This is a genomic window from Lysinibacillus zambalensis (assembly GCF_040183165.1).
Lineage (GTDB): Bacteria > Bacillota > Bacilli > Bacillales_A > Planococcaceae > Lysinibacillus > Lysinibacillus zambalensis.
This window is the reverse complement of the sequence record NZ_JBEGDG010000025.1, coordinates 39795-64422: the sequence shown is the minus strand read 5'-3', so window position 1 is coordinate 64422 and position 24628 is coordinate 39795. Positions and strand designations below refer to the sequence as shown.

Genomic DNA, 24628 nt, shown 5'->3' with positions numbered 1-24628 from the left:
GATTATTAGTCTTCACCAATCGGGCATTTAGGGGCAGTTAATTATTTATAGTTTACAGCCCCTTAATGCGGGATAAAAAGCAAATTACCTCAAGCAAGCTTAAATATGATATGATGTGAAAAATATAATAGTAGCATATAGTTTTGAGGTGAAGTAATAAATGAAAAAATGGGCTTATCCTTTAGCGGTATTAACGCTCATTATCTTTTTTGTGTTACGAGGTACTTTTCAAAGTAAATTAATCAGTACTTTTGATACAAAAATGGCTGATTTATTTTTCGGTAACCGTTTTGTAGATTTTTTTCACTATATAGGAGAACCGGTATTTGTAGTATCTGTCGCTATCGTCTTAATAGTGTATTTAGCGTGGAAAGTGAAAAATAACCGAGGCATACTATTTGTTTTGTTAACAATCGCAGGTGGGAATGTACTTAACCAATTATTAAAAAAATGGACTCAACGACCAAGACCGGAGATTGAAGAACAATTAACATCCTTTAGCTTTCCATCCGGACATTCTATGACCGGTATCTTGTATTTATTTACAATTGCTTATGTGTTTTCGGAGAACAATAGCAGAGGACGTAAGACATTACTTTGGCTTGGGGCAGTTGTTTTAACTGTGCTTATTGGTTTGTCTCGAGTTGCTGGAGCCCGTCATTTTGCTTCTGATGTATTGGCCGGCTGGAGTATGGGGTATACGTGGTTTGTTATTTGTGTTTTTTGGTACGAACGTCGAAAGAGACTTTTTAAAACGAAAAATAAATTATAAACCTGAAATGGGAGCTATCTAATTAAAGTTGGTTCCCTTTTTTTGTAGAAATAAGGGCGTCACTTATGAACGTACAGCCCTTATCTCTGGCTCACCACCAAAAGAGAAAGCGCCCAGTCGGAACGGAAATCAACCACACGCTATGGTGATGAGCTTTATTTTTTTAATTACATGGAAACAGCCTTGTCTGCTTCCATAAGCTTTTTTACAACTTCTAAGCAATCATAGAATGTTTCAAAAGACTCATAAGGAAGATGAAGGTCTTTACAACGTTTAATAAGATGATCTCTAGCAAGTACTAAATCTGCCTGTTTTGCAGCCTCAAAATCAGAGAGTGAATCTCCAATCACGATTTTAAAATGATTGCTATGTGCAACCTGTCGCATAACGCTTGGCTTGCAACAACCGCAGCCCTGTGTCTCAAATTTCGTACATTCTTCATCACAGCCGTTTGGAAAGACGAGTTTAATTTGCTGTCCGGAAAAATCGGCACTATTACAATATATACCGGAAAATGGACCGTACTTTTCTAACAGTGGCTCAATGAAAAAATCTACACCTCCACTAACAATATAAAACGGAATATGCTTTTCTTGTGCAAAACGAACGAAATCACCAAAGCCCTTACGTATAATGGCTGTATTTAATAAATAGTGGATAACATCATCCTTTTGTTTAGTCGATAATAGCTCGAACATTGCTGAAATGCCATCTTTAAAGGTAATGGTTTGTTCCATCATTGCCGTAGCAATTTTCTCAGATTCCTCTGGAACGAATTGAGTCATTAGTGAGACGATATTATCTGTTTCTGTAATAGTACCATCAAAATCACAAAAAATAATTGGTTTCAAGCTACTTCCCCCTTCCAAGAAAAAACGTCTACTTTTGCAGTAGACGTTTAAATTTCACCTGTACACCATGTTCATCGGCTTTTGTTAAGATAATTTGATGCTCTGGAAATTGATTTTTCATCGCATTTACAAAATTTTGCTCAATAGCAGTAGGGATGATAGAAATCATTGTTGGTCCCGCCCCACTTAAAGCTGTTCCAAATGCCCCATTAGCTTTAGCGGATGCACGGATTTCTTTATATTGTGGGATTAATTGGGCACGGAAAGGTTCATGAAATAAATCAGCTTCCATATAACGACCTGCATGCTCATAATCACGAACCATTAATGAAGCTGCTAGCATATTTGCATTTGCAGAGGCTCTCACTGCGTATGCACGGTCAAATTGCTCTGGTAAAACAGAACGAGCTTCACTTGTTTTTAGTTCAACATCTGGTACATACACAACAAAGGAAGCTTCTATATCATTAACATGAAATGTATCAACAACGCCATTTTCATCCATTGAGGAAATTGTTAATCCTCCTAATACCGAGGCTGTTGCATTGTCTGGATGCCCTTCGATTTGTGAGGATAAATCGAGTTTATCCTGTACAGTTAAGCCTAGATCACATACTTGGTTAGCTAGTTCAATTCCTGCAACGATGACAGCTGCACTACTCCCCAAACCGCGGGCTAATGGAAGTTCACTTGCCATTTCAACACGGCAGGCAGGTAGCTGCTTACCGTATTGATCTGCAATTTTTTTAGCAATCACGTATAGTAAGTGCTCTTCTAGCTCAAACTCTTTAGGACCATTATCATCGAGGTGGATAATTTCCCATCTATCCTGTAAAGACACGGTTAACTTTAAGTAAAGAGACAAGCCAAGCCCTATTGAATCAAAGCCGGAGCCTAGATTGGCAGTGCTCCCAGGAACTGAGATTTGCCACATGCTACTCATAGTACGCCCTCGATGTATTTTCGAATTTCTTCCTCATCATTTTTAAGTGAGACAACATCTACAGTCGAGATATTCATAGCAGTATCAGGATCTTTTAAGCCATTACCAGTGAAAATCGTAACAACTTTAGAGCCCTTTGCAATTTTGCCATTTTCAACTGATTTAATAACGCCCGCTAATGATGCAGCTGAACCTGGCTCAACGAAAATTCCTTCAGTGCCTGCAATTAATTTGTAAGCAGCTAAAATTTCTTCGTCTGTAACCGAGTCAATAATTCCACCTGACTCATCGCGAGCTGCTTCTGCAAATTTCCAGCTTGCGGGATTACCTATACGAATAGCTGTTGCCACTGTCTCAGGATTAGCAATAGGTTCACCGTTTACAATTGCTGCTGCACCTTCAGCTTCAAAGCCGAACATCTTAGGTAAGCCAGAGCCTTTTGCTGCATCATATTCTTTAAAGCCCTTCCAGTACGCAGTAATGTTACCTGCGTTACCAACAGGGATGCAAAGATAATCTGGAGCGGCTCCTAAAGCATCTACAATTTCAAATGATGCTGTTTTTTGCCCCTCGATGCGGTATGGATTTACAGAGTTTACAAGTGCCACTGGAGTTGTTTCACTTACTTGACGAACGATATTTAAAGCATCATCAAAATTACCGTCGATTTCGATAATTTTTGCACCATACATTGTCGCTTGGGCTAGCTTACCTAGGGCAACTTTCCCTTTAGGAATCACGACTATGGATTGGATTCCAGCACGTGTTGCATAAGCTGCAGCTGCAGCTGAAGTGTTACCTGTTGAAGCACAAATAACGCATTTGCTACCTTCTTCAATTGCTTTTGCAACGGCAAATACCATGCCTCGGTCTTTAAATGAACCTGTTGGATTTGCACCTTCGATTTTTCCGTAAAGTTCAATGCCAAGTTTCTTAGATAAATTTACTAAATGTATAAGAGGCGTATTGCCTTCGTTTAAAGTTAGAGCAGGTGTACTTTCTGTTACGGGTAAAAATTGTTTATATTCCTCGATTAGGCCTTTCCACATAACGTTACGATCTCCTTTTGTTCTTATAGGAAGAACAGTTGTTTTTGTATAAAAGACATTTTAACGCAAATGGCCCTATGTTTTCAATAGAATTTGAGAAATTGTCGAAACAATTCGGTAATTTGAATTTTTACTTGTCACTTTCTTGAAATAACTGTATAGTAAACTTGCAATGTAAAGTCAAGTGTAAAGACAGGTGGTTAGAATGACGGCAAATACTGTAACAACAAATAAGGTTCAACAATCTATTTCTCGTAATAAGCTTTTAGGGGTAGCAGGCGTTGGCTGGCTTTTCGATGCTATGGATGTAGGGATATTATCATTCGTTATTGCGGCGTTAGCAGTTGAATGGGGATTAACACCAAGTCAAGCAGGTTGGATAGGTAGCATCAATTCAATCGGGATGGCTGTAGGAGCTCTTATTTTCGGCGTGCTTGCCGATAAAGTAGGACGTAAGCAAATTTTTATGTGGACGCTCGTTTTATTTTCGATTGCAAGTGGCTTATCAGCATTTACAACTACATTATTTGCTTTTATGGCACTACGCTTTTTAGTAGGCATGGGACTAGGGGGCGAATTGCCAGTCGCATCGACGCTAGTTTCTGAGAGTGTAGAAGCAAAAGAACGTGGGCGAGTGGTTGTTTTATTGGAAAGCTTCTGGGCAGCGGGGTGGTTAATCGCTGCACTGATTTCGTATTTTGTTATTCCAACATGGGGATGGCGTATAGCTTTATTGTTAACGGCAATTCCAGCAGTATATGCAATTTATCTTCGTTGGCACTTACCAGATTCACCTCAATTTGTAGTAAAAGCAGAGTCTAAAAAACGTAGTGTTGTGCAAAATATTCAAGAAGTATGGTCGAAAAAATACGTACGCTCGACACTTATGTTATGGGTATTATGGTTTACGGTTGTTTTCTCGTATTACGGTATGTTTTTATGGCTACCAAGTGTCATGGTTAGTAAAGGGTTCGATATGATTACGAGCTTTAAATATGTTCTCATTATGACGCTTGCACAGTTACCAGGTTATTTTACAGCTGCATGGTTTATAGAAAAATTTGGACGGAAGTTTGTACTTGTTTCCTATTTAATTGGTACAGCTGTAAGTGCTTTCATTTTTGGTAATGCCGAAACGATGGTAGTACTATTAACATCAGGAATGTTTTTATCGTTCTTTAACTTAGGAGCATGGGGTGCACTCTATGCTTATACACCAGAGCAGTATCCAGCAATTATTCGTGGAACAGGTGCAGGAATGGCAGCAGCCGTTGGGCGTATCGGTGGCATCTTTGGCCCTTTGTTAGTAGGATATTTATTAACGGCAGGCTATGATATCGGCTTCATCTTCGCGATTTTCTGCGGAGCGATTGTTATCGGAGTTGTTGGGGTAATTTTCTTAGGACAAGAAACAAAACAAATGGAATTAGATTAAAAAAAATCATGTCTTGGATGGGCGATTGTCTAGTCCAAGACATTTTTTATAATTTTATTACATAAAAATTAAGGAATATTAATTTTTATTCAAATATTTTAAAAAATCTGTTAGAATCAATTCATCGAAAAACTTAAGGATAGAACAATTTTATGAAACTGTCACATTAGCAAGTTAAAGTGTTGAAGATTTTTCAGAAAAGTCATTGTATTCAGATTGTAATCGTGATACTGTATTTTTAACCGAATTTAGAGTCAGTAAGAAACAATCTCCATTCGTGATAATTTCATTGAAAGAAAGGTTGTTAGAAATGAGTATTAATGAAGAAATAGAAAGTAGATTTGTTAGGCTGTCGAAGGGACAGCGTAAAGTTGCACAATTTGTTATGAACAACCCTACAGTTGTAATTAGTAATGGAGCAGCAGAAGTAGGGAGACAGGCTAATGTTAGTGAATCGACAGTGATTCGTTTTTGTTATGCGATGGATTTATCGGGTTATGTAGAGCTTCAAGACAAAATTAGAAGCTATTTAATGAATCAAAATGGTCATGAGAGTCTTCAACTTACATATCCATCAACTAAAATTAATATTTCGAGTTTTGGTAAGGTCATGCAACGTGATATACAAAATATTCAAGATACGATTCATTTGATAAATGATCATACGCTCCAAAAAAGTTCTAAATGGATGCACGAAGCAGAGAACGTTTATATTTTAGGTACTCGTCAAGCTGCGTCCATTGCAAACTGGTTAGCGTATACAATGAAAACGTTACGTCCAAACGTGAAACAGCTTCGCTCAGAATCTGATGATCTTGTACAGCAAATTAACAGTATGAGTGATCAAACGACATTAATTGTTTTTTCATGGGACAAGCATTCAAACGACATTCAAACGATTGTAGAAATTGCTAAGAAGAAAAAGGCAAGAATTATCGCCATTACTGGGTCTGCGTTTTCTTCTATTCGGGAATATGCAAGTGCATTATTTACACTTGGTCTGAAAAAGCAATCTTCATTGGACGTTATTCCAGTATTGTTCTCTTTTTTACATGCGCTAATTGAGGAAATGGTCAGTCAGGACAAGGCACAATATGAAAAATATCAGCAATCCTATGAACAAGTAGAAAATAATTTGTTATTTTTAGATGCAGTAAGAGAAAAGCAAGTTTTCTAATCATTTTATAACGCTACACATAAAAAAAGATGTCCAAATAAGTTTTAGACATCCTTGAAAAAGAAGCTTATAAAATTTTGCTTAAACTATATTCGTTAATAAAGGTATCATTTAATTTAATGGCATTTTGTCGGATGCCTTCTTGCTGAAAACCTAATTTTTTGAACAAATTTAAAGCACATTCATTATGCTCCATGACAGATACTTCTAGGCGTGAAATATCTCGCTGTATAGACCAACGTTCTACTGCTTCCATCAGCGCTGAGCCGATACCTTGTCGCTGATGCTCCTCCTTAACAGCTAGATGAACTGTTGCAACATGTTTAGCTTTAGAATGTTTATATCCATGAATAACGGCATAGCCAGCAAAAATGCCATTTACTATACAACATAAAATCGTACGGTTCTTCAATTGTTTCCAATAGACCAAATCTTTTCGAAGTTGTTGAACTGTAAGGTCTAATTCGTTTTCCATATTATACATGAAGTCAGTTTGTTGGAAAATTTCTTCTTGCAAATGAATAAATGATCGGGCGTCAGATGCTTCAATTGCTCGAATTATGTATGCAGGTGGGTTATCGTCATTTGTAGAAACATTACTCGTAGTCTTCATTTGTGTACGCGAGAAAGTTACACTAGTACCGAGCTTAACATCCATGACATAATAGCCTGCATTTGTCCATGACAAATAGTGAGAGAGAGGGGGCTTTGTTTTTTTCCACCAGCTCCTATTTAAGTAAGCTGCATTTGGCAAGGCTTGTCCCATAATATTTTCGAGTTCGCTAAATGATAAAGTAATTTCTTGTTGTAAAGCTACTTCAAAATAATTTGCTAAAGGAATATACTTTTTTTCCATCTTCTTTGTCATTGTGATCCCCATTTCCTGTATATCCTAAAAAATATAGACTACCTGATAATAGCATAAAATTACGTTTTCATAAATATAAAAACACAACTATATATCTATTTATAGTAAGTATTTTTTATAAACTGTGTATTTTTATTATTAAATGTTATAAATAGGGTGTTATTAACAGATAAATATATTATATTTAATAATAATCTATAAATGTTATAAAAAGGGATTCTTTTATCTCCCTATGCTTTCCAGGTAGTCATACTTTTAGTCTTCTTTCCTGAGCTAATAAAGCCTGCCTCTAGCGTGTATAAGAAAAGTAAGTAATACATGATAATATGGTTATCCTAAAACGGGGGATTTCGGATGTATATTGGCAGTAGATCCTTTATAGATAAACTTTCACTTTATAACATGTTTGTTCATAAGGTATGATAAAATAAACTATAAATGTTATTGCCATTTAGGAGGAATTAATTTAATGAGTAAAGTTTTAGTTTTTGGTCATAAAAATCCAGATACAGACACAATTACATCTGCTATTGTATATGCATATTTAAAACAGCAAATTGGTGTTGATGCTGAAGCGGTACGCCTTGGTGAAGTAAATAATGAAACACAATTTGCTTTAGATAAATTTGGCTTTAAGGCACCTCGATTAATTTCATCAGTAGCTGGAGAAGCGGAGAAAGTAATCCTTGTAGACCACAATGAATTCCAACAATCTGCAGACGGAATCGAAGAAGTACAAATTACAGAAGTGATTGATCATCACCGTATTGCAAACTTCCAAACAGCTGACCCACTATACTACCGAGCTGAACCTGTAGGTTGTACTGCTACGATTTTAAATAAAATCTTCAAAGAACATGGCGTAGCAGTTCCTGCAAACATTGCTGGTTTAATGCTTTCGGCCATCGTTTCTGATACATTATTATTCAAATCTCCAACTTGCACTGAGCAAGATGTACAAGCTGGTGAAGAGCTAGCGAAAATTGCAGGTGTTGATGCCGCTGAATATGGATTAGCAATGCTTAAAGCAGGTGCTGATCTTTCAGATAAATCATTAGAAGATCTTTTATCATTAGATGCGAAAGAATTCCAATTCGGTGAATATAAATCTGTAGTGGCCCAAGTAAATGCTGTCGACATTAACGATGTACTTGGCCGCCAAGAAGAATTAGAAAATTTATTAAATAAAAATGTAGCAGAAAATGGTTTAGATTTATTCTTCTTTGTTGTAACGGATATTTTAAACAATGATTCAACTGCTGTTGCAATTGGACAAGTAGCAGAGGCTGCAGCAAAAGGATTTGGCGCAGAGCTTGTGAATAATCGCGTACTTTTACCGGGTGTTGTATCTCGTAAAAAACAAATCGTTCCAGTTTTAACTGATGCATTGAAATAACGGAAAAGAGGTTGCCGCGAAATAGGCAACCTCTTTTTTTATTGTTAAGGAATTTATAGGAATACTTTTACTGTGGGCACTCCAACGCTTGTAGATGTAAACGAGCGGTTTAGCGCATTTGTTAATCTAGCTTTAAAGGGTGCACAGCAGGACCTTCAAGAACTTCCCCTTTGGCATTGAAGCGAGAGCCGTGACAAGGGCAATCCCAAGTTTCATCGGCTTCATTCCATTTTGTTTTACAACCTAAATGCGTGCAAGTTGGTGTATTCGCACGTTTCACATAACCTGTTACGAATTCTTTAGCTACAAAACCTCCTACCTTTAGCATCTGCATAAATTGAGCACCAAATTTCGTACGTGTTGGTGAATAAAGGGGAATGGCGCCATCTTCATTCCCAGCACCTGTTATTAAGGAGGACAGTAGATCTCCGGCTACAAAAGAATTGGAAATTCCCCATTTTCGATAGCCAGTTGCAATGAAAACATTAGGCAAAGACGGTGTAATCCTGCCAACATACGGGACCATATCAGGTGTTTCGATGTCCTGCGCAGACCAGCGATAGATAGGATCCTGATCGAAGTGAGCCTTCATTTCATTTTGAATAGCTTCATAATAGGGTTGGGTATTGGTTGTTTCACCTGCAATATGATTAGCGCCACCCAATACTAAATAATGCTCACCGTTAATGGTAGCTGTTCGAATAGAGCGTGTAGGATTATCTACGCATAAGTATTGACCTTGTAGCGTATCAGTGAATTTACCAGCAACCATATAGGAGCGACTGTTAGAAAGTTTGAAAAGATGTAGTCCTCTAAAGGCTTCAATTGGATAGTGTGAGCATAAAATAAGCTTGTTGTATTGAACCGACATGTCATTTGCGGTATGTAAGCTATTTTGTGGTATGTTTAATTGCTGAACACGGGTATTTGTATAGATTTTTGCGCCCATTGATAAAGCTTCTTTAACAAGGAAATTACATACTTCTACAGGATGAATTTGTGCCTGCTGGGACATGCTGAGTGCTTTTGTAATTGGAAAGGGAAGCTCTGTGTCAGTAGTGATTTTCGCCTTAATATTTAATACTTTATAGGCATTCCATTCTTTTAATAATTGGGCGTAGCCTTCTTTTGTTTGGCAATAAAGCAATGAATCTACTTGTTGGATACTTTCTTTAGGGAGTAACTGTAATGCTTTTTCTACAGCTATTTGATTGAGCTGATAATAAAGCCGCGCCTCATCTACAGAAAGTTTTTCAATAAGGTTGGCATAAACTAAGCTATGCTGTGCAGTTAATTTTCCTGTTGAATGACCAGTCGTACCATGACCGATATTGGAATTTGCCTCAAGTAAGACTACATCTACACCTGATTTTGCTAAGACATATGCTGTATATAGTCCCGTCAAGCCTCCGCCAATAATACATACATCACAAGTTGTTGACGCAGGAAGAGTTGGTAGGGAGACGGGATCAATTGTTCCGAGCCAAAGAGATTGTGTCATACATAACCCTCACATTGTTTTTACGTTCAGTATGTAGATTGATTTGAGAAATTATGCAATGAAGCATAAAAATTGCCTTGTAATCATTACTATCGCTACAATGTAGCAAAAGGAGCGTGACTAACTATGAAAATTGAAATCTGGTCAGATTATGTATGTCCGTTTTGTTATATTGGCAAAAAGCAACTAGAGCAAGCGATTGAGGAAACTGGTTTTGCAGGGCAAGTAGAGCTCGTTTATAAAAGCTATCAACTTGACCCAACAACACCTGTGGATACAAATGTGTCTACGTATGAAGCATTGGCGAAAAAGTATGGGATGTCGCTAGAAAAAGCGAAAGAAATGACGCAAGGTGTTGTTGCTCGTGCAAAAGAAGTTGGCCTAGATTATAACTTTGATCATTCAATGGAAGAAAATACTTTAAAAGCACATCGGCTAGTGAAATGGGCAGAACAACAAGGGGATGTTTCAGCGCTTGTCGAAGCACTATTATACAATTATTTTATTGAAGCAAAGCGAATTGGTCAGGATGATGTATTAATCGATATTGCCGAGCAAGTAGGTTTAAATCGTGAAGAAGTTGCAAAGGTTCTTGCTAACGATGATTTTAAAACAGAGGTAGAGGCTGATATACAAGAAGGGCTACAACTGGGCGTACGAGGGGTACCGTTCTTTGTATTAAATCGTAAGTATGGTATTTCAGGAGCACAACCTCAAGAAGTATTTGAAGAAACTTTACGTAAAGTTGCCGAGGAAGAAGGCTTACAACCAGAATTAAAGATGGCAGGCTCTGGAGACAGTGGAGTTTGTACGGACGATAGTTGTAAATTTTAAGTTTGTTTTTGAAAGGTTAAGAAATAACAGGACCTGTTGGACAGGAAGCCGATCTGACACGAACCTCGAAAAAGTTTGGTTCCCTTACAGAATGCTCTCGAAACACGAAAAAGCTCTGGTAAATTCATTTTACATTCCAAGTAAAAGGAGATAGATCTTTGTTAAACGCATCTCGTGTGGCAAAGTTGATTGGAATGGAGACTGGACGCCCTTAGGAAAGCGCCCAGTCGGAATGGAAATCAACCTTATTTTATGATGTGAATTTTTTGAAATATCCGCATTTCGGTCAAAAGTCTTAGTATACTAACGTTGACTTTTTACACAAAGTTTTTTAATATATTCATATATCTTGAATTCGAGATATTAAATTTTGAAATTTAAGGGAGAATTTATATAATGAATGTATTAGTAGTAAAAGCAAACAACCGTCCTGACGGTATTTCAACAAAAATGTACGACACATTTATGGAAAATGTACAAGGTGTAAACGTAACGACTTTTGACGTATTCGCAGAAGATATGCCTTATTTCGGTCAAGATCTTTTCAATGCTTTTGGTAAAGTTCAAAACGGTGAAACGTTAACTGATATTGAATCACGTCTTTTAGCTGCAAAACAAAAAGCTATGGATGCTTTAACTGCAGCCGATGTTGTCGTATTTGCTTTCCCACTTTGGAACTTAACAATCCCAGCGAAATTACAAACTTTCATTGACTATGTATTCCAAGCTGGTTATACATTTAAATATAATGAAAACGGTCAATTAGAAGGCTTAATGGGTGACAAAAAAGTAGTTATTCTAAATGCACGTGGTGGTTTCTACTCTACACCTGAAGCACAATCAATAGAAATGTCAGTTAACTATATCAAAAACGTTGTTGGCATGTTCGGTATGGAAATTATCGAAGAGGTTATCATTGAAGGTCATAACGCTTCACAAGATAAAGCGCAAGAAATTATTGCAAATGGCCTAGAAGCGGTTAAAAAAGTAGCTCAATCTTTACAAACTGTAACTGCATAATAAATACTATTCTCTGGCGTGTTGACTAGGGAAATATAGTAATTCTTTTAATAAAGGTTCTCTCTAATTTGAGAGAACTTTTTTTTATTCATAGAGGTATGGTAGTGGTAAGTAGGTCTAAGCTATTGGTACTATTCATGTACTTCGAATTTACATTTACTAACATCCGGTTGTGTAAATGATATTATTCTATTATTTTCAGAAGTAGAGTTTTGCTATTCGTTTAAAAATACATACAATTAGGACTATTTATTCAATTAAATTATTAATTAGTATAATATAATGAAAAACGTAGGAAAATATTAGATTTATAAGGAGGTTGTTACCATGGGTAAGAAGTTTATTACTAAATTCTTAGCGATGTTACTTGTTCTATTCGCGGTGTTACCATTTGGACTATCTGCGAATGCTGCATCAAACGATGTGACACGCGGGGATTACGTGAAAGAATTAGTAGAAAGCTTAAATGTAGGGCTAGGGGATGGTTCCAAAACTGCCTTCACTGACATCTCTAAGGAGTTAGCTCCGTATGTAGAAAAGGCAGTAGAACTGAATCTTATTAAAGGTAAAACGGCGACTTTGTTTGGGCCAAATGATAAATTGACACGACAACAAGCATTCGTTATTTCTGCTCGTGGATTAGCCAAAGATAATGCACCGCTTTCTGTATTAGATAAGTTTAAAGATGCGGATCAAATTGCTAAAGCACATAAGCAAGATTTAGCAAATGCTGTTGCAGCAAACTTATTACAAGGCTTTGAGGATAACACAATTCGTCCGCGTGCCTATGTAACAACTGAGCAAATGCAAAGTATTATTAAACGCTTTGTAGCTGAATACAAATTATCAACATCTACAGTAAATCTTCAAATTTTAGGAACAACAGATATTCATACAAATCTTGCTAATTACAATTATTTCTTAGATGCTGAATCAGCTGATGTAGGTTTAGCAAACACGGCTACATTAATTGAACAAGCCCGTAAGGAGAACCCAAATACATTATTATTTGATAATGGTGATTTAATTCAAGGAACGCCACTAGGCTCTTATAAAGCGATAGAGAATCCTTTGAAACCAGGTGAGGTTCATCCAGCAATAGCAGCACTAAATGCGCTGAAATATGATGGAGGAACTTTAGGAAATCACGAGTTCAACTATGGTTTAAAGTTTTTAGATGAAGTATTAAATGATGCAAAATATCCAGTCGTAAATGCAAACACATACGACGCTAAAACAAAAAAGCGTATGTACACACCGTATGTAATTCTTAATAAAGAGGTAGTAGACAATACAGGTAAAAAGCACACGCTTAAAGTGGGTGTAACAGGGATTGTACCTACGAAAATTGTTGAATGGGATGCTATTCATTTAGCAGGCAAAGTAGAAATGCAAGAACCAGTTGAAGCGGTGAAAGAAGTTGTACCAGAAATGCAAAAAGCAGGTGCAGATGTAATTGTAGTACTTTCACATTCAGGTATTGGTGAAGATACTTACGAAAAAGGTACCGAAAACGTTGGGTACCAAATCTCTGAGATTAAAGGTGTCGATGCTTTAATTACAGGTCACTCTCATTTAACATTCCCAGGTGACTATAAAAATCTGAAAAATGTCGATCAAGAAAAAGGGACAATTAACGGTGTTCCAACTGTAATGGCAGGAAGCTATGGTAGCTATCTTGGAGTTATTGATTTACAACTAGAACAAAAAGGCGCTAAATGGGTTGTGAAGGATGGACAAGGTTCTATCCGCTCTATCAAACAAGAAGGCCTAAAACCATCTAAAACAGTTTTAAATGTAATTAAAGAAGCGCATGAAGGTACGTTAAAGTATATTCGTCAGCCTGTTGGTGAGACAACTGCACCAATCCATAGCTACTTCTCAATGGTTCAAGACGATCCTTCTATTCAAATTGTGACACAAGCTCAAAAATGGTTTATTGAAAAAGAATTAAAAGGTACTGCTGATGAAAACATACCACTTCTTTCAGCTGGTGCACCTTTCAAAGCGGGATCTCGAAATAACCCTGCAGATTACACAAACATTCCTGTAGGTCCGCTAGCAATTAAAAATATGGCAGACATCTATTATTACGATAATACGCTTGCAACGATTAAAGTAACAGGTGCGCAAGCTATTGAATGGTTAGAAATGGCTGCTGGTGTTTTTGCAACAATTGATCCAAAACAAACTAAAGAACAAAATATTATTGACCCAGAGGCACGCTCTTACAATTTTGATGTATTAGATGGCTTAACTTATCAAATTGATGTAACATCACCTGCAAAGTATGATAGTCGTGGTGTTTTACTAGACGAAAAAGCAAATCGTATTAAAAACGTGCAATACAACGGTAAACCAATCGATCTAAAACAAGAATTTATTATCATTTCGAACAATTACCGTGTTGGTGGTTCTTATGGTGCTACATTTAAAAAGGCGGATGGCTCTAACTTAACAAACTATGCTTATGAAAATCGCCAAGCTGTCATTGACTACATTATGACAAACAAAACAATTAATCCTGCTGCGGATAACAATTGGTCATTTGTACCGTTCCCAGCAAATACAAAAGTTATTTACAATTCTGCAAAGGATGCACAAAAAGTTATTCCTGCAGGTAGCAGTATCGAATATTTAGGCGATACTGAAGGCGGCTTTGGTAAATATTTAATTAAATAATAATGAAATGTTAAAAAGGAGAGGGCGTTGTTAAACGCTGCTCTCCTTTTTTTGTCGTTCAAATGTATGATAACGTGTTCCTTGAAATGATAGTAAGCCAAAGTCACCATCTACAAGCTGTCCATAATCACGGCCATTCATCTTTAATTCTAAACGATCACCACTTTGTACTTCAAACGTGACGTAGTACGATGTATGAGCACTAGAGTTACCAGAACCTCCTCTAGTATTAGACCGTTTTGTTACGACTTTAGCGGGTACTGTTAGTGATGGTTCATTGTTGTTTTTTGACCATTGTAAAGTACTTTTAATAATAGAAAATGCGATAATACCGAATACGATAAAAAACATCATTGAAATAAAAGTATGTCCTGAAGAGAATTCATCAAACCCTACCATAAAAGTCCTCCGTTCTACGAAATATTGTGCTTGAAGTTGTTTATAAAGGATATACTTCACGATCCACTACAATATCAACTACGACAATACACCACCTGTTTCTAGGAGAGTGTTATAAAATTCAATCTGTACCTTCATCAGGAATCCATTCTTCTTGCGCCCATGGATTTACACTGTTTCCTGTATATACTGTTGTAAAAACAATCAATAGGCTTTGTTAGATCCTTAATAATTAAATTTCATGTAAAGCAAACTTCTTATCTTCTAATTGTTCAATATATGTAGACGTAAATGAAATTTTTGGATAAATGTCCGCGTCAAAAAATCAGGAGATATAAGACTCACATCACGATCAAAGTTTTTCGTGGAAAAGCCTCTAAAAACAGTATCTTACACGAATAATAAATTAAACAATGTAAGTTTTCAGTGAGTATTTAGAAAATGCGGTAAAATATTACTTTTGCAAAAGTTTGTTTTATGAAAGTAAATATAAAAAAGGCTCATTGAAAGTCATTAGTACGGTAACTTTTCTTCTAACAGAGGGGGAGTAGTCATAATAATAAAATCATGTGCATCAATATGAAATAAGTGGCCATTTTTTAAAATAATAGCTACCATGACTACGCTCTGATCAAACAGCCATGGCTAATTTTTTATGCCATCAGTAGCTTTGATACGATGTTAAAGCAAAAGATAATGCCAAAAATGAAAGAACACTTTAAGTTACATTTAGTAATCAAATAAGAAAAGGTAAATAGATTACTTGTAGTAAATAAGTTACTTCAAATTTACTTTTTTAAAAATTATCGTTACAATAGAGTACATAAGAGGTGAAAAAAATGAGTGAGTCAAATTTATGTCCTCGTTTAGCTAAAGCAATGGATTTAATCGGAAAACGCTGGACAGGGCTGATTTTATATCAATTACTAGATGGACCACAGCGTTTTAATGAGATTGAAACTGCATTACCTGTAAGTGGCCGTTTATTATCCGAACGTTTAAAAGAGCTAGAAAAAGAAGGGCTTGTTGCAAGAAAAGTATATTCAGAGGTACCAGTGCGTGTTGAATATTCTTTGACGGATAAAGGTTGGGCACTAGAAGGAGCAATCCGCAATATCGAATCGTGGGCAACGAGTTGGCTATAAAAGTGTGAAGTCTATCTCGAAATTTCTGATGGATAGATAAATATTGGACATATGTAATATAATGACCATGAATTTTCTTTATCCTATTCATCGGCTCTGCATGGAGAGTCTCGCTACCTATTCAGGCGAGATAAAAATTACCCTTCATTTTTACTTGTCAAATTAGGGTTCTAAATCCATACTAGTGTAGAGTAAGAAAGGACGTTAGAAAGGAATTAGCTCTCATGACAAAAGAACAATGGGCAGCGGATTTAGCACAGAGCGTTAATCCGGCCAATATTAAGTTAAATGAATCATTACAGCAATATACTATGACAAAATTAGGTGGTAAAGCGGATATTTTCGTTCTCGCTGAAACAGAGGAAGAGGCAGCAACGGTTATTCGCTATGCTCACAAAAATAATATACCTTTATTAATGTTAGGTAATGGATCTAATATGGTCGTTCGTGATGGCGGTCATCGAGGGATCGTTGTTACATTTTCGTTTTTAGATGAAATTCGCATTAATGGTGACCATGTTTATGCGCAAAGTGGTGCACTTATAAAAGATGTATCGAAACTGGCAGCAGCAGCATCTTTAACAGGTTTTGAATTTGCTTGTGGTATCCCTGGCTCAGTTGGTGGGGCTATGGCAATGAATGCCGGTGCATATGGCGGTGAAATTAAGGATATTATTATTTCATCGAAAGTGCTAACGAAAGAAGGCGAAATTTTAATACTATCGAAAGAAGATCTTGAACTTGGTTATCGTCAAAGTATCATTGCCAAGAAAGGATACTATGTATTATCATCCGAATTTCAATTAGCAAAAGGTGTGCAGGAAGAAATTGATGCAAAAATTGCTGATTTAACGTTTCAGCGAGAATCTAAGCAGCCGTTAGAATACCCATCTGCAGGGAGCGTTTTTAAGCGCCCGCCTGGTCACTTTGCTGGTAAGCTTATTCAAGATAGTGGCTTACAAGGAAAAGGTGTTGGTGATGCTGAGGTATCAACGAAGCATGCAGGCTTTATTGTTAATAAAGGTAATGCAACGGCTACTGAATATATTGCAACAATTCAAATGGTACAACGAGAAGTTAAAGAAAAGTTTGGCATCGATTTAGAAACAGAAGTAAAAATCGTTGGTGACGACTTATAGAATACTACGCCCTTCGCTAATGGTGGAGGGCGTTTTTCGAGGAGTGACAACAGAAAATGAAGTTTATATCTTGGAATGTTAATGGAATTCGAGCCTGCTTAGGTAAAGGGTTTTTAGATTTTTTCAATCATGTAGATGCAGATTTTTTCTGTATTCAAGAAACAAAGTGTCAGGCTGAACAAGTGGAAATCTCACTTGAGGGATATGAGCAGTATTGGAATTATGCACAAAAGAAAGGTTATTCAGGAACAGCTATTTTTACAAAGCATACACCACTTTCAGTACGTTATGGCGTTGGTGAGGATGAATCACAAGAAGAGGGGAGAATTATTACACTTGAGTATGAAGATTTTTACTTAGTGAATGTTTATACCCCAAATTCACAACGTGATTTAGCTAGATTGCCTCTTCGTTTAGAATGGGAGGATCGATTAGCGCTTTATTTAAAAGAGCTAGATTCCAAGAAACCTATAGTTTACTGTGGTGATTTAAATGTCGCACATATGGAAATTGACTTAAAAAATGCAAAATCGAATAATGGTAATTCAGGTTTTACATTTGAAGAACGTACAAAAATGACGGAGCTATTGGCAAGTGGTTTCGTAGATTCATTCCGCTACATGTATCCAGATAAAACAGACCACTATACATGGTGGTCTTATATGAATAAAGTACGCGAGCGTAATATCGGATGGCGTATTGACTACTTTATTGTTTCGGAGAGACTAAAGAACAACATTAACGTAGCGAGTATTCATTCACAAATTATGGGCAGTGATCATTGTCCGATTGAATTACAGCTTAATAACTAAGATTTCTGAACAATAAAACGGTCAATTAATGGATGGCTCTTCGGCAAAACAAGGGGTTGATTTCCGTTCCGACTGGACGCTTTGGGGCTGACGCTTCGCTGCAGGGTCTCGGGCCAACAGATGTCTTTTGCGCGAAAGCGTGAGTGCAACGTAGCGGCAGCAGCAGGATGTTGGTCACGAAGGCGTTATCACAGGACGTGATGCTTTTAGCCTTCGTTCCCTAAATCGCTATTCCCCAAGGAGTCGCCCAGTCTCCACTCCAATCAACCACTTCACATAGCGTGTATTTTCTGTCACGACAGTCTAATTTTTAGTGATAGAACGAAACTTTTGCAACATAAATATTTTGTATGAAAAAGGAACGTAATGTGAAAATAGGTAGAGGAAGTGCGTTCGCAGGGAAGTCTATTAGCCTGGAATGGAAACCATCCTCATCTATAACATTCACAGGGGGGCCCCTTTAAGATGACAATAGTTTTTCAACATCATAAAAAATCGTATTTTCTAAAAGGAAATACGATTTTTTTTATACTGCAAAGCAATAAACAATTAACTTCGAATCTTTAAAAGGTAAAAGAATATATTGCAAAAAGGGGGTTGAGATGTGAGAAAGATTACGTGGAAAAAATGGCTTCTAGCTATAGCAGGATGTTTAGCTATAGTGGCTATTGCCGCATTTATCGGATTTACCTGGTTTATGAATAAATCTAAACCAATAATTGATGGAGAGCTTTCATTGAGTGTACTAGATGAAGATGTTACTGTCACAAGGGATGACAAGGGGATCCCTCATGTTTTTGCTAAGACAGATGCAGACTTGTATCGTGCGCAAGGTTATGTGCAAGCGCAAGATCGACTGTTTCAAATGGATTTAGCGCGAAGACAAGCTAGCGGTCGCTTGTCGGAAATAATCGGTGAGGCAACTGTTGATACTGATAAATTTTTCCGAACATTTAGCTTGCGGGATGCAGCTGAAAAATCATTAGGTACTTATGATGCAGAAAGCAGACAGGTACTTGAGTGGTTTGCAGATGGCGTCAATGCTTTTATTGCACAGGCAAAGAAAAATAAAACATTAAGCTATGAATTCGCATTACTAGGTTATGAACCTGAGGAGTGGTCTGTTATAGACTCTCTTACTATTGGTAAATATATGGCCTATGACTTAGGTGGTAATTGGAATACGCTTGCGTTCCGGCATTGGGCTTTACAAAATTTTGATGAAGAAAAAGCTAAAGAATTATTTATAAAGTATCCTAAAAACGCTTCATCCATTATCGAGGCAAATAAAGAAAACCCAGTTGCCGTGGCAGGGCGTTTTAATGCAGCTCTGTTGCCAAATGAATTTAACGGTAGTAATAACTGGGTTGTATCTGGGCAGAAAACAAAAAACGGTACGCCGATTTTAGCGGATGATCCACATTTAGGATTAAGTACACCATCTATTTGGTATCAAATGCATTTACAATCTCCTGAGCAAAATGTTAGTGGCGTAATCTTTGCGGGTATTCCAGGTATTATTTTAGGACACAACGATAACATTGCGTGGGGTGTAACGAATGTTGGACCTGATGTACAGGATTTATATATAGAAATGCCTAATCCGAATAATCCAACACAGTTCCGCTATGATGGCAAGTGGGAACAAGCGGAGGTACGGGATGAACCGATTAAGGTAAAGGACGGGGCAACGGTAGATTTTGAAGTTATTGTTACACGTCACGGCCCAATCATGACAGATTTAGCCTTTAAAGATACTGAGCCTACAGCACAATTTTCGATGCAGTGGACGGCACTGCAACCTACGACAGAGCTACGTGCAATACTAGGCTTTAATAAAGCGAAATCCTGGAATGGATTTGAAAAAGCTTTAGAGGATTTTAAAGCACCGGCTCAAAACTTTGTCTTTGCATCAAAAGACGGCACGATTGCTTATAAAGCGAATGGTCAAATTCCAATACGGAAACAAGGAGACGGACAATTACCAGTACCAGGTGATTCTAGTGACTATGGGTGGGAAGGTTTTATCCCGTGGGATGAGCTCCCGACTGTAGTAAACCCTGATGAAGGATTTATTGCGACAGCAAATAATGAAGTTATTGGGGAAGAATATCCTTATCATATAACAGATTTCTGGGCTCAGCCTTATCGTTATGAACGGATTAAGGAAGTTTTAGAGGCGAATGATTCATTAACAGTGGAAGGTATGATGAATTTACAAATGGATCAGCAAAACCTATATGCTCGTGAGTTTATACCATATTTATTACCATCGATTAAAGCACAAGATCAAGATGGGAAATATAAAGATGTTATAAAATTATTAGAGAATTGGGATATGGTAGATGCAAAGGATTCTGGGGCACCATTAGTGTTCCATACGTTAATGGAGAAGTTACAAGAAGTGTTATTTAAAGATCAGATGCCAGAAGATATGTATGAATTAATGTATGGAAAATTTAATATTACAGACCAGCTTTTACGTACAGCTTATGCAGGTAAGAAGAGTATATGGATTGAGGAACAGGGCGGAGTAGATGCAACTGTTTACAAGGCATTAGAGCTCACTGTCAAACAAATAGAAGATCAATTCGGAAAAAATGCATCGAAATGGAAGTGGGGCGATTTCCATCAACTTACCTTTGACCATACATTAGGTAAAGCTTCGCCAATTCTTGCAGCATATTTTAATGCTAAAAAGGTTCCTATTGGGGGTTCAAAAGTTACTGTTCAGGCTGCTGATAATGATTTAGCTGGACATGTTACTCACGGAGCATCATGGCGCTTTGTAGTTGATGTCGGTGATTTAAGCACAGCCTATCATATCATTGGTCCAGGACAGAGTGGACATGTAAAATCTGCTTGGTATCAAGATCAAGTAATGGATTGGGCTAATGGAGATTATCATCAAACGTATGTGTGGAAAGATGATATTAAAGGTAAAACGTTACGATTAAAATCAAAATAGGATGAGAGGTTATAAGTATCTACAGGGTTTGATATTAAGACAACAAAAATTCCTTTCTATTTTGAGTAGAAAGGAGTTTTTATAAATAGATTAGGAGATGTCAGATGATAAACTGATTAAGGAGATTCAATGACATTTTAGGACATGCTAAGTAAAGTGGTTGATTGGATTGGGGACTGGGCGACTCCTCGGGGATCAGCGGTAGAGGAACGAAGGCTAAAACCATCACATCCGGTGATAACGCCTTCGTGACCAACATCCTGCTGTTGCTGCGCTTTCGCACAATCAAAACCCTCTGCTGTCGCTACGTTAGCACTACGCTTTCGCGCAAAAAACATCTAGTTGCCCCAAGCGGCTCATCGGACGCCCCAAGAAGCTCTGCTCTGTGCGAAAGCGTAGCGACATTAAAAACAAAGCGCTCAGTCGGAACGGAAATCAACCCCTCGCTTTACCAAAGACCCATAATTTAATACAACAACATACGAAGCTATCACAATGAAGTGATAGCTTTTTTACTTTTAGTTAGCAACTATAAAGACATTTTTTGAATTTGTGATATAAATCATTTACATTCAAATATTCGTTTGAATATGATGGAATATTATGTTATGGTGAAAACAATCAAACAAACATTTGAATGAGGTGAGAAAATGCCAAAAGAAGTATGTGAGATAACACAAGTTCATGAAGAAGCGGTCATTAAGGTTCAACAACAAATGCCAGATTTATCGAGAGTAGCAAAGTTTTTAAAGGCATTATCTGATGAAACAAGACTTAAAATTGCGTATGCTTTAACGGTCGAAGATGAATTATGTGTTTGCGATGTTGCCTCCATTATAGGATCGTCAGTAGCAACAGCATCGCATCATTTACGATATTTAAAAGATAATAACTTAGCGAAGTCATATCGAAAAGGAAAGCAAATGTACTACTCTTTAGCTGATGAGCATGTGTATCAAATTGTAACGATTGCCTACGAACATGTGAAAGAGGGGATTGTAGATGACAGCAACACCAACTAAACAAGAATATAGGTTGCAAAATTTATCCTGTGCCAGCTGTGCAGCAAAGTTCGAAAAAAACGTGAAGGCTATTCCAGAGGTTCAGGATGCACAAGTGAATTTCGGTGCTTCTAAAATAACAGTTACCGGTGATATTAACGTTGATCAACTTGAAGAAGCAGGTGCTTTCGACGGCATAAAAGTATCCCAATCAAAGACAAGAACAATTGAAAAATCAACACCTTTTTATCGGAAAACTGAAAATATATTAGCTGGAATCTCTTTGTTATTCGTAGTGCTTGGATATATGTTTGGAACAATGCGTGGTGAAACGGACCCGCTAACTATTGGGATGTTTATTATCGCAATTCTAGTTGGGGGAATTGGAATTTTTAAAACAGGCTTCCGCAATCTAGCACGCTTTGAGTTTGATATGAAGACGCTGATGACTATTGCAGTAATAGGTGCGGCCATTATTGGGGAGTGGGAAGAAGCGGCTGTTGTTGTCTTTTTATTCGCAGTAAGTGAAGCGCTTGAGGCGTATTCAATGGATAAAGCGCGTCAATCGATTCGTCAGCTCATGGATATAGCTCCTCCTACAGCGACGATAAAACGTGCACATGGCGAGCATTTTCATGAGATGGAGCTACCGACTGAGGAGATTGAAATTGGTGACATTTTAATCGTTAAACCTGGTCAGAAGATTGCTATGGACGGAATTGTAGTGAGTGGATTGTCAGCAGTGAATCAGGCAGCGATTACAGGTGAATCTATTCCAGTCAGTAAAACAGTCGATGACGAAGTATTTGCAGGAACTCTAAATGAAGAAGGAGCCTTAGAGGTTCGTGTGACAAAGCGAGTAGAGGACACTACAATTGCCAAAATCATTCATCTTGTTGAAGAAGCACAGGCAGAAAAAGCACCTTCACAGCAGTTCGTTGATCGCTTTGCGAAATATTACACGCCTGCAATTATGATTGTTGCTTTACTTGTAGCGGTTCTACCACCTTTATTTATAGGCGATTGGCAACATTGGATTTACCAAGGATTGGCGGTCCTTGTTGTAGGTTGTCCATGTGCATTAGTCGTTTCTACACCAGTTGCTATTGTTACAGCAATTGGGAACGCTGCTAGACAAGGCGTTCTTATTAAAGGCGGTATTCATTTAGAGCAGCTTGGTCATATTGAAGCAATAGCATTTGATAAAACAGGCACACTTACGAAAGGTCAACCTGCTGTAACGGATATTATTACATCGCAGGAGATGTCTGAGGATTATGTTTTACAACTAGTAGCGGCTGTTGAAAAACAATCACAGCATCCATTAGCTAAAGCTATTTTGCGGGCTTTGCATGAAAAAAATCTGACAGAGTTTATACCAACAGACTTTCAATCCGTAACAGGCAAGGGTGCCTATGCAACAGTTGACGATCAAATAATCTATGTAGGAAGCTTAAAATGGATTGCTACATTAACGACTGTTGATGAAATGATAAAAGAACAGGTTCATCAACTTCAACAACAGGGGAAAACAGTTGTAGCAGCGGTTAGTAATAATCAGTTTATTGGAATGATTGGTATTGCTGATCAATTGCGTCAAGAAAGTAAAGATGTCTTAAATAAATTAAATGGTTTAAAAGTGAAACATAAAGTTATGCTAACAGGTGATGCAGAACCAACAGCACAGGCAATTGCAACTTCTATAAATATGACAGATGTAAGAGCAAGCTTATTACCAGCCGAAAAATTAATGGCCATTAAAGATTTACGTGCACAGTTTGGTGCAGTGGCGATGGTAGGAGATGGTGTCAATGATGCACCTGCACTTGCCGCAGCGGATGTTGGTATTGCAATGGGAGGCGCTGGCACGGATGCAGCACTGGGAACTGCGGATATCGCATTAATGAGCGACGATTTAACGAAGCTGCCGTATACAATTGGCTTAAGTAGAAAAACATTACGTATCATTAAAGAGAACATTATATTTGCCTTAGCCCTAAAATTAATTGCCCTGTTACTTGTTATCCCAGGCTGGCTAACATTATGGATTGCCATCTTTGCAGATATGGGTGCTACATTACTAGTTGTGTTGAATTCATTAAGATTAATCAAGTCTAAGACATGGTAAATAAGATATAATCCGGTGGAAGCGTGTAGAAAAAAAGTCATTCTGGGGAGCTAGTGATATTAATGGTATAGATGTTACTAGCGATTCTTGAAAAAAAGCTTTGTTAACGCTATTATGGTTTCAGGAATATTGTAACAATTAAATATAAATGAGGCGAAGCTTTGAATATGTCAGATCCTATTTTAGTAAATGTTACAGAGGAAATTGTACGTGGTTTAGTAAGTTTTCTACTACGTGGACCGGAATATCAAACATTTTGTAAATGTGAAATCTGTGAACTTGACGCAGTGGCACTTACACTGAATGTATTGCCTAGTAAGTATGTTACATCTATGGAATCCCGAGATGAAGCATTCAAAGTGATGAATACTCCTGAAAATATCGAACGAATCAATAAAGAGATTATTCATGCATTACATGTGGTAAATAAGTATCCTCGACATAAGGAAGAGCCAACTTCTATATGAAGTTGGCTCTTCATATTTTTGAAAAACAAATGGTCAATGAA

The 24628-nt window shown here is 37.4% G+C and carries 20 protein-coding genes; 14 read left to right on the top strand and 6 right to left on the bottom strand.

Annotated elements, in window-relative coordinates:
• Positions 1–160 precede the first annotated feature (160 nt).
• Entirely contained in the window at positions 161–772 is a 612-nt protein-coding gene (locus tag ABNX05_RS22540; protein WP_349661745.1) for a phosphatase PAP2 family protein, read from the top strand.
• A 167-nt stretch (positions 773–939) separates the two neighbouring features.
• Here the strand turns inward: ABNX05_RS22540 and ABNX05_RS22535 are convergent, their stop codons facing one another.
• The 3 genes from ABNX05_RS22535 to thrC are packed head-to-tail and all read right to left on the bottom strand — an operon-like array spanning position 940 to position 3615.
• Positions 940–1623, bottom strand: coding sequence for an MtnX-like HAD-IB family phosphatase (locus ABNX05_RS22535; RefSeq protein ID WP_349661744.1), 684 nt, complete (start codon positions 1621–1623; stop codon positions 940–942).
• Between the two features lie 28 nt (positions 1624–1651).
• Positions 1652–2566, bottom strand: a complete 915-nt coding sequence (thrB, locus tag ABNX05_RS22530) for a homoserine kinase (protein WP_349661743.1) — start codon at positions 2564–2566, stop codon at positions 1652–1654.
• A complete protein-coding gene (thrC, locus tag ABNX05_RS22525; protein ID WP_079562499.1) occupies positions 2563–3615 on the bottom strand; it encodes a threonine synthase in 1053 nt (350 codons plus the stop codon). Before thrC ends, thrB begins: the two co-directional genes overlap by 4 nt.
• 205 nt (positions 3616–3820) lie before the next feature.
• Here thrC and ABNX05_RS22520 point away from each other — a divergent pair, with 205 nt between their 5' ends.
• Both ABNX05_RS22520 and ABNX05_RS22515 read left to right on the top strand, forming a co-directional pair.
• Positions 3821–5050, top strand: coding sequence for an MFS transporter (locus ABNX05_RS22520; RefSeq protein ID WP_349661742.1), 1230 nt, complete (start codon positions 3821–3823; stop codon positions 5048–5050).
• 310 nt (positions 5051–5360) lie between these two features.
• A complete protein-coding gene (locus ABNX05_RS22515; RefSeq protein WP_349661741.1) occupies positions 5361–6227 on the top strand; it encodes a MurR/RpiR family transcriptional regulator in 867 nt (288 codons plus the stop codon).
• A 67-nt stretch (positions 6228–6294) separates the two neighbouring features.
• Here ABNX05_RS22515 and ABNX05_RS22510 read toward each other — a convergent pair whose 3' ends face one another.
• Positions 6295–7095 (bottom strand): GNAT family N-acetyltransferase, encoded by an 801-nt coding sequence (locus ABNX05_RS22510; RefSeq protein ID WP_349661740.1) that lies wholly within the window; start codon positions 7093–7095, stop codon positions 6295–6297.
• A 469-nt stretch (positions 7096–7564) separates the two neighbouring features.
• On the opposite strand from ABNX05_RS22510, the gene ABNX05_RS22505 reads away from it, so the two are divergent.
• On the top strand, positions 7565–8491 hold the full coding sequence (locus ABNX05_RS22505; RefSeq protein ID WP_349661739.1) for a manganese-dependent inorganic pyrophosphatase: 927 nt from the start codon (positions 7565–7567) through the stop codon (positions 8489–8491).
• A 121-nt stretch (positions 8492–8612) separates the two neighbouring features.
• Here ABNX05_RS22505 and ABNX05_RS22500 read toward each other — a convergent pair whose 3' ends face one another.
• Positions 8613–9992, bottom strand: coding sequence for an FAD-dependent oxidoreductase (locus ABNX05_RS22500; RefSeq protein WP_349661738.1), 1380 nt, complete (start codon positions 9990–9992; stop codon positions 8613–8615).
• A 126-nt stretch (positions 9993–10118) separates the two neighbouring features.
• Here ABNX05_RS22500 and ABNX05_RS22495 point away from each other — a divergent pair, with 126 nt between their 5' ends.
• The 3 genes from ABNX05_RS22495 (at position 10119) to ABNX05_RS22485 (ending at position 14528) form a co-directional block, all read left to right on the top strand.
• Positions 10119–10826 carry a DsbA family oxidoreductase gene (locus ABNX05_RS22495; protein ID WP_349661737.1) on the top strand — a complete coding sequence of 236 codons (708 nt, stop codon included), beginning with the start codon at positions 10119–10121 and terminating at the stop codon, positions 10824–10826.
• A 396-nt stretch (positions 10827–11222) separates the two neighbouring features.
• Positions 11223–11846: an FMN-dependent NADH-azoreductase gene (locus ABNX05_RS22490; protein WP_349661736.1), complete on the top strand. Its 624-nt coding sequence runs from the start codon at positions 11223–11225 to the stop codon at positions 11844–11846.
• Positions 11847–12173: 327 nt separating this feature from the next.
• On the top strand, positions 12174–14528 hold the full coding sequence (locus ABNX05_RS22485) for a bifunctional 2',3'-cyclic-nucleotide 2'-phosphodiesterase/3'-nucleotidase (protein WP_349661735.1): 2355 nt from the start codon (positions 12174–12176) through the stop codon (positions 14526–14528).
• A gap of 30 nt (positions 14529–14558) precedes the next feature.
• Here ABNX05_RS22485 and ABNX05_RS22480 read toward each other — a convergent pair whose 3' ends face one another.
• Positions 14559–14927, bottom strand: a complete 369-nt coding sequence (locus ABNX05_RS22480) for a DUF2500 domain-containing protein (protein WP_349661734.1) — start codon at positions 14925–14927, stop codon at positions 14559–14561.
• A gap of 839 nt (positions 14928–15766) precedes the next feature.
• On the opposite strand from ABNX05_RS22480, the gene ABNX05_RS22475 reads away from it, so the two are divergent.
• The 7 genes from ABNX05_RS22475 (at position 15767) to ABNX05_RS22445 (ending at position 24587) form a co-directional block, all read left to right on the top strand.
• Positions 15767–16072 (top strand): winged helix-turn-helix transcriptional regulator, encoded by a 306-nt coding sequence (locus tag ABNX05_RS22475; RefSeq protein ID WP_197142135.1) that lies wholly within the window; start codon positions 15767–15769, stop codon positions 16070–16072.
• A gap of 224 nt (positions 16073–16296) precedes the next feature.
• Positions 16297–17211, top strand: coding sequence for a UDP-N-acetylmuramate dehydrogenase (gene murB, locus ABNX05_RS22470; protein WP_349661733.1), 915 nt, complete (start codon positions 16297–16299; stop codon positions 17209–17211).
• 56 nt (positions 17212–17267) lie between these two features.
• Positions 17268–18023 carry an exodeoxyribonuclease III gene (locus ABNX05_RS22465; RefSeq protein ID WP_349661732.1) on the top strand — a complete coding sequence of 252 codons (756 nt, stop codon included), beginning with the start codon at positions 17268–17270 and terminating at the stop codon, positions 18021–18023.
• A 604-nt stretch (positions 18024–18627) separates the two neighbouring features.
• Positions 18628–20991, top strand: a complete 2364-nt coding sequence (locus tag ABNX05_RS22460; RefSeq protein ID WP_349661731.1) for a penicillin acylase family protein — start codon at positions 18628–18630, stop codon at positions 20989–20991.
• Between the two features lie 650 nt (positions 20992–21641).
• A complete protein-coding gene (locus ABNX05_RS22455) occupies positions 21642–22013 on the top strand; it encodes an ArsR/SmtB family transcription factor (RefSeq protein WP_349661730.1) in 372 nt (123 codons plus the stop codon).
• Positions 21994–24120, top strand: coding sequence for a heavy metal translocating P-type ATPase (locus ABNX05_RS22450; protein ID WP_349661729.1), 2127 nt, complete (start codon positions 21994–21996; stop codon positions 24118–24120). The genes ABNX05_RS22455 and ABNX05_RS22450 overlap by 20 nt, the downstream gene beginning before the upstream one ends.
• 167 nt (positions 24121–24287) lie before the next feature.
• Positions 24288–24587, top strand: a complete 300-nt coding sequence (locus tag ABNX05_RS22445; RefSeq protein ID WP_368483752.1) for a late competence development ComFB family protein — start codon at positions 24288–24290, stop codon at positions 24585–24587.
• Positions 24588–24628: the final 41 nt, after the last annotated feature.